General features: G+C 51.2%; 5 protein-coding genes and 1 pseudogene. 4 read left to right on the top strand and 2 right to left on the bottom strand.

From position 1 onward, the window contains the following. The first annotated feature begins 24 nt into the window (after positions 1 to 24). Together IV91_RS15730 and IV91_RS0107380 are read left to right on the top strand one after the other, a co-directional pair. Positions 25 to 1,791: a putative bifunctional diguanylate cyclase/phosphodiesterase gene (locus tag IV91_RS15730; protein WP_035417420.1), complete on the top strand. Its 1,767-nt coding sequence runs from the start codon at positions 25 to 27 to the stop codon at positions 1,789 to 1,791. Positions 1,792 to 1,868: 77 nt separating this feature from the next. Next, positions 1,869 to 2,729, top strand: coding sequence for a slipin family protein (locus IV91_RS0107380; RefSeq protein ID WP_031597260.1), 861 nt, complete (start codon positions 1,869 to 1,871; stop codon positions 2,727 to 2,729). A gap of 33 nt (positions 2,730 to 2,762) precedes the next feature. Here the strand turns inward: IV91_RS0107380 and IV91_RS0107375 are convergent, their stop codons facing one another. Beyond that, a complete protein-coding gene (locus IV91_RS0107375) occupies positions 2,763 to 3,845 on the bottom strand; it encodes an AbrB family transcriptional regulator (protein WP_051862282.1) in 1,083 nt (360 codons plus the stop codon). Between the two features lie 319 nt (positions 3,846 to 4,164). On the opposite strand from IV91_RS0107375, the gene IV91_RS0107370 reads away from it, so the two are divergent. Further along, on the top strand, positions 4,165 to 4,917 hold the full coding sequence (locus IV91_RS0107370; RefSeq protein ID WP_031597257.1) for an EAL domain-containing protein: 753 nt from the start codon (positions 4,165 to 4,167) through the stop codon (positions 4,915 to 4,917). Positions 4,918 to 4,941: 24 nt separating this feature from the next. Here the strand turns inward: IV91_RS0107370 and IV91_RS19705 are convergent. Beyond that, positions 4,942 to 5,181, bottom strand: a pseudogene (locus tag IV91_RS19705) (PIN domain-containing protein); the annotation flags it as partial. A 254-nt stretch (positions 5,182 to 5,435) separates the two neighbouring features. On the opposite strand from IV91_RS19705, the gene IV91_RS0107365 reads away from it, so the two are divergent. Then, a partial coding sequence (locus IV91_RS0107365; RefSeq protein WP_031597253.1) for a Crp/Fnr family transcriptional regulator occupies positions 5,436 to 5,780 on the top strand: 345 nt, incomplete at its 3' end.

Raw genomic sequence — 5,780 nt, 5'->3', positions numbered from 1 at the left:
CCGACCGGGGATCTTGTGGCATAGATGAATGAGGGAGCTGTAATGAATAGAAATGATGAGGATGGCGTTTCTGATACTGGAGATCCAGGTTCACGGGGCATGATTGACGAGGGTAAAGACAGGCTGTTTATTGTCCGCGGAAATGACCGGAGGCGAGAAAGGAAAGAAAGCCGCCATTTATCCCGATTGACCCTTTTGCGTCGCGAAGATTTGGCCACTGTACGGGAGGATTCGGCCACAGTAAGAGAAGATTCAGCGACTGCAAGAGAAGATTCAGCCACCGTACGGGAAGATGCCGTGCAGGTACGGGAACATGATGTCAACTTGCTTGAGCAGGAAATTCGTACGGCAGAAACAACTCAGCAAACTTCTGACGATCACATGATCGTGTTGCAACAAGCGAACGAACACCTGGTCATTGCTGCAATTGAAGCGCACAAACTGGCCGAACAAATCCTGGTGTCTAAAACCCAACTGGATCATTTGGCCCATCACGATGGGCTTACCAATTTGCCCAATCGACTGCTGCTGCATGATCGGCTTGGTCAGGCGATCGAGTCGGCCCATCGTCGAGGCGGGAAACTTGCGCTGATGTTCATGGATGTGGATCGATTCAAAAATATCAACGACTCTTTGGGGCATGTGATTGGGGATCAACTGCTGCAATCGGTTGCGAAACGTCTGGTTGAGTGCGTGCGTCACTCAGACACTGTCTGCCGCCAAGGAGGGGACGAGTTCATTATATTGCTGGGCGAAATCGAATACGCAGAAGATGCGGCGCTTTCTGCACAAAAGGTGCTTACAGCGCTCGTGCTTCCTCACTGCATTGACCAGCACGATCTTTATATCAGTGTGAGCATCGGTATCAGCATCTACCCCGACGATGGTTTGGATGCGGCCTCCCTGATCAAGGGTGCGGATATGGCGATGTACCATACCAAGGAAAATGGCGGTAACAACTATACTTTTTTCGAGCATCATATGAATGCCCGAGTCGTTCAGAAACCATCCATTGAAACCGACCTGCAACTCGCACTGAAACGGCAGGAATTCGTGCTGTACTACCAGCCGAAAATAAATCTTCACAGCGGCGCAATTGTTGGTGTCGAGGCGCTCATCCGCTGGCGACATCCGCAGCGCGGTCTGATCCTGCCCGAGCAGTTTGTCCGGATTGCCGAGGACTGTGGCCTCATCGTATCCATCGGCGAGTGGGTTCTGAGGGAAGCCTGCAAACAAGCCAAATCCTGGCAAGATGCTGGTCTTTCTTTCACGCCGGTGGCGGTCAATATTTCTGCCGCGCAGTTCGAACTTACAGGTTTTCTGGAAAGTCTGGCGGATATTCTGGAAGATACCGGCCTGGAGCCACGCTATCTCGAATTCGAGTTGACTGAAAGTGTGCTCATGCAGAATACGGATACTACCGCCTTCATGCTCAAGGCGCTTAAAGTCTTAGGTATACAACTTGCCGTTGATGATTTTGGTACAGGTTTTTCGAGTTTGAGTTGTTTGAAACATTTTCCGATCGACACCCTGAAGATCGACCAGTCGTTCATTCATGACATCACGCAGGCCACGGGCTATTTGGACGATGCCGCACTCGTGATTGCAGTTATCGGTCTGGGAAAAAGCCTCAATTTTCGCGTCATTGCCGAAGGCGTGGAAACCCACGAACAGTTGGAGTTCCTGCTGGGCCAAGGGTGTAGAGAAGGGCAGGGATATTATTTTAGTCGGCCTGTAACTGAAAAAAAGATGTTGGATTTGCTTAAAACGGGACGCACAAAACCATTTTGATTTGATGTCTCAAATCACTGTCCGAGAGAGTTCAAGTTCGCTATTCAATAGTTGTATTGATACAAGGAACAATGAACATGAATCCAATTGCATCCTTCCTGGTTTCCATCCTTGTCCTCACGGGTCTGGCCATCGGTCGGTGGGAGAACCCCTATCTTGCGTTACCTTTTTTCGGCGTTGCAGTGATCATTGCACTGTCTCTGAAGATGGCCAATGCCTGGCAGAAATTTGTGATCCTGAGAATGGGAAAGTTACAGAGCGTCAAGGGTCCGGGTTTGTTCGTCATTATCCCGATTTTGGACAATGTGGTCGCAGTAATCGATGAACGTATTCAGACCACAGCCTTCAACGCCGAACAGGCGCTCACCAGGGATACCGTTCCAGTCAATGTCGATGCAATCATTTTCTGGCATGTGCATGATGCTGAAAAAGCCGCGTTGGCCATCACCAATTATCGCGAGGCCATCGATCGGGTTGCGCAAACCTCGCTACGTGAAATGATTGGTTCTTCGATGTTGACTGCATTATTATCCGATCGCAAGGATGCCGACGAGCAATTAAAAGAAGCGATTGGTAAAAAAACCGCCTTATGGGGCATATCGGTGAGCGCGGTGGAGATTCGCGATGTGGCCATTCCAGAGGCCTTGCAGGATGCCATGTCTCGTCAGGCACAGGCGGAGCGTGAGAAGCAGGCGCGAGTGATTCTCGGATCGGCCGAAGCCGCAATTGCAGGAAAGTTTGTCGAGGCCGCAGATATTTACGCGGGACATCCTGCCGCGCTTCAACTTCGGGCGATGAATATTATTTATGAGACCACGAAGGAACGAGGAGTCACGATCCTGATCCCGAGTTCGATGGTGGATAGTCTGAATCCTTCCGCGACGACACAGGCACTTGCATCCGCAAGCAAAGGTGAGCCTGTAGGTGGAGATTCGTGATTTATGCAGTGATGGGAGTTTTGAAGTCGAAGCTCAACCTGCCGTCCATCGTGTCACGGTTTTTGCTAATAAAGGGCCTATCAGCAACACAAGAATAAACCGTGCCATTTGCATTGCCATGACGAAGGGCAAGTCCACAGGAGAGGAGGCGGCGATGATGGCCACCGAATCTGCACCGCCAGGGCTGGTAGCGAGATAGGCGGTGAGGGGGTCGATATCGAGCATACGGTGCAGTAACCATGCCAGACCGCCGCACAGCGCGATGAGCAGGGTGGTGGAGAGGGCGATTTTTGAAGCGACGCGCGCGGCATAACGCAGGATTTTCCGTGTGAACCTCAGCCCGATGGCCCAGCCGACCAGTGCATAGCACCCGGCCATCAGCCAGGGTGGTAGAGTGAGGGTGAGGTGGTGAGTGCAGGACAGCACAATTCCCGCGACAAGCGGAATGAGAAGGGGGCCGGCGGGGATTTCGAACCACGCGCCCATGGAGGCGCCACCTATAGCCAGAGCGATCGTTTCCAACAAAGGGCCAGCGGCAACTTCAGGGAACCAGTCCACGGCAACTCTGACAGGGGCACTTCCCGGGGTAACCCAAAGTTGGCTAACGACTGAGGCTACGAGTGCCACCAGCATAACGCGCAGAAACTGCATGAAGGCTACCAGCCGTGGGTCGCCCCCGAAGCCCTCGGACATCAGTACCATCACGGTGGCTGCACCGGGCGTGGAGCCCCATAGGGCTGTTGTTCCCGGCAATACCTTCCAGCGCGTGAGCAGGACACCGAGGGAGGTGCTGATGACCAGCACCGAACAGACAACGGCGAGGAACAGTGGCCATTGCTGGACCATGGTCACCAGAATTTTTGGTCCGATACTGCGTGCCACGAGGCAACCAATCAGACCTTGTGCGAGGACATAGGGTCCCCGTGGCACTGCCAGTTTGCCTTCGAATACCGCAACCAGGATTGCGGCAGCCATGGCACCCAGCAGGATGGCGGCAGGCAGATGGATGAGTTCAAGGGGAATAATGAGGCTGAAGGATACAGCCAGCAGCACGCTCCACTTGGCTGCAGTTGGCGTAGTGCTCAGTGTCAGGGCTTGTGCCGAGGGTTGGTTCATGGCTTTCTCCAGGGTCGGTCAGACCACAGCGCAGCAGACGCGCATCGACCTGAAAATCGGGTCGGTTTGGCCAGCACTTGATGACAACTTCCCATAGACACGCTACGCTGAAAAGCAGTTCGCTTTTCGGATCTGCCATCAATGACCAAGTTTAACGGACTAAGTCTACATTACCGGATCTGGTCAAACAAGCGGCCTTGTCGCCAAAATTACCTTGGACCCTATCAGGTTCCAAGCAGGCAACGCGCCAGTAACTGCGTTTTCTGGCATCATGTCGTAGTACGCAATCGGCCCATAAAAGTGTCATGAACGGGGATGTATGATGACTGTTTCCGGATGTAATCGCTGTAGAAATCTTGAGCCGCTTGATTTCGATTTCTCCTATGCTTATCAGCCGATAGTCGACTTTCGTAACCAGAAAATATTTGCACATGAGGCCTTGGTCCGTGGAATCAATGGAGAATCCGCGGCTTTCGTGTTGGCAAAGGTTAACGACGATAACCGCTATCGCTTCGATCAAACCTGTCGCGCAAAGGCCGTCGAAGGTGCTGCAAAATTGGGCATTCGGGAGTTTTTGTCAATCAACTTCTTACCTAATGCAGTGTATGAACCAGGGGCCTGCATACGCTCTACCTTCGAGGCAGCACAAAGGTATAATTTCCCGAAAGAAAGAATTATTTTTGAGGTTGTCGAGGGTGAGAACATTGCAGACCGACCGCATTTGCTCAACATATTCGCAGAGTACAGACGCTTCGGTTTCAAGACAGCAATCGATGATTTTGGTGCAGGGTATGCTGGTCTGAATTTACTGGCAGAATTTCAACCAGACATAGTCAAGATTGACATGGATCTGGTTCGCGATATCCATAACAGCAAGCCTAAACAAGCAATTGTTGAAGGTGTTGTTCATATGTGTCACAAACTGGACATTAAAGTTCTGGCGGAAGGAATAGAAACAAAAGCGGAGCGTGATTTTTTGGTGGCTAGCGAGGTGAATTATTTCCAGGGCTATCTTTTCTGCAAACCAGCATTTGAAGCTGTCGGAAAAATTGACCCTGCTGCATTCTTGTAATCCTGAACCTGACAGGTGCTTGAGGTTCTGATGAGCGGCAGTTGCACCAAGCAAACTATCAATGGCTGGCAAGGGTCGGTCTACTGCAGCCACCATTTTCCCCCACCGATTAGCAACATGCGCGTTCACTGGAAGAATTCGGCCCGTAAAAAAATTCGGCAAGCCAGCCTCCAGCCAATCGAGCAAAGCCAACCGACGATCTGCGTCGGTTACTCCCTCAATGCCTTTTCGCAATTCACCCAGCGTCAACACGCTCAAAAACAAGGTCGATAGACTGGTTAGATTGTACCAGATTGGGATGAGTAAGTAAAAGGTGTTGCCACGTTTTCTAATGAACAATTTTGATTGAACTATTCATGCGGGAGTTGGAATTATCGCATTGACAACAAATGACATGGAAAAATGATCTATAATTAGTACGGTCAGCAAGATTATCAATACATCAATATGTCAGATTATCAATACATCCATATCGGAAAATTCGTTTGATTCTGGTCGATGTACGGGGGAAAACGCGTATGTCATCTCTATCAGATCCTCGCCAGAATCATCTTCTTGCCGCCTTGCCGGAGAAAGACTACGCGCACTTCTCACCCTTTCTGGAAGAGGTGCAGATGCCACTTGGCGAGGTGCTCTTCGTGTCCGGAATGCAGATGCGCCACGTATATTTTCCAGTCGACTCCATCGTGTCCCTGCTTTATGTCATGGAAGACGGTTCATCGGCAGAAATCGCCGTGGTGGGCAACGAAGGTATCGTCGGCGTCTCTCTTTTCATGGGAGGTGAAACCACCCCCAGCCGGGCAGTGGTGCAAAGTGCCGGCAATGCCTACCGACTGAAGGGTCAGTTTCTTAAAAACGAGTTT

Source organism: Ferrovum myxofaciens, from assembly GCF_000735045.1.
Classification (GTDB): domain Bacteria; phylum Pseudomonadota; class Gammaproteobacteria; order Burkholderiales; family Ferrovaceae; genus Ferrovum; species Ferrovum myxofaciens.
This window is presented reverse-complemented; position numbering and strand designations above follow the sequence as displayed.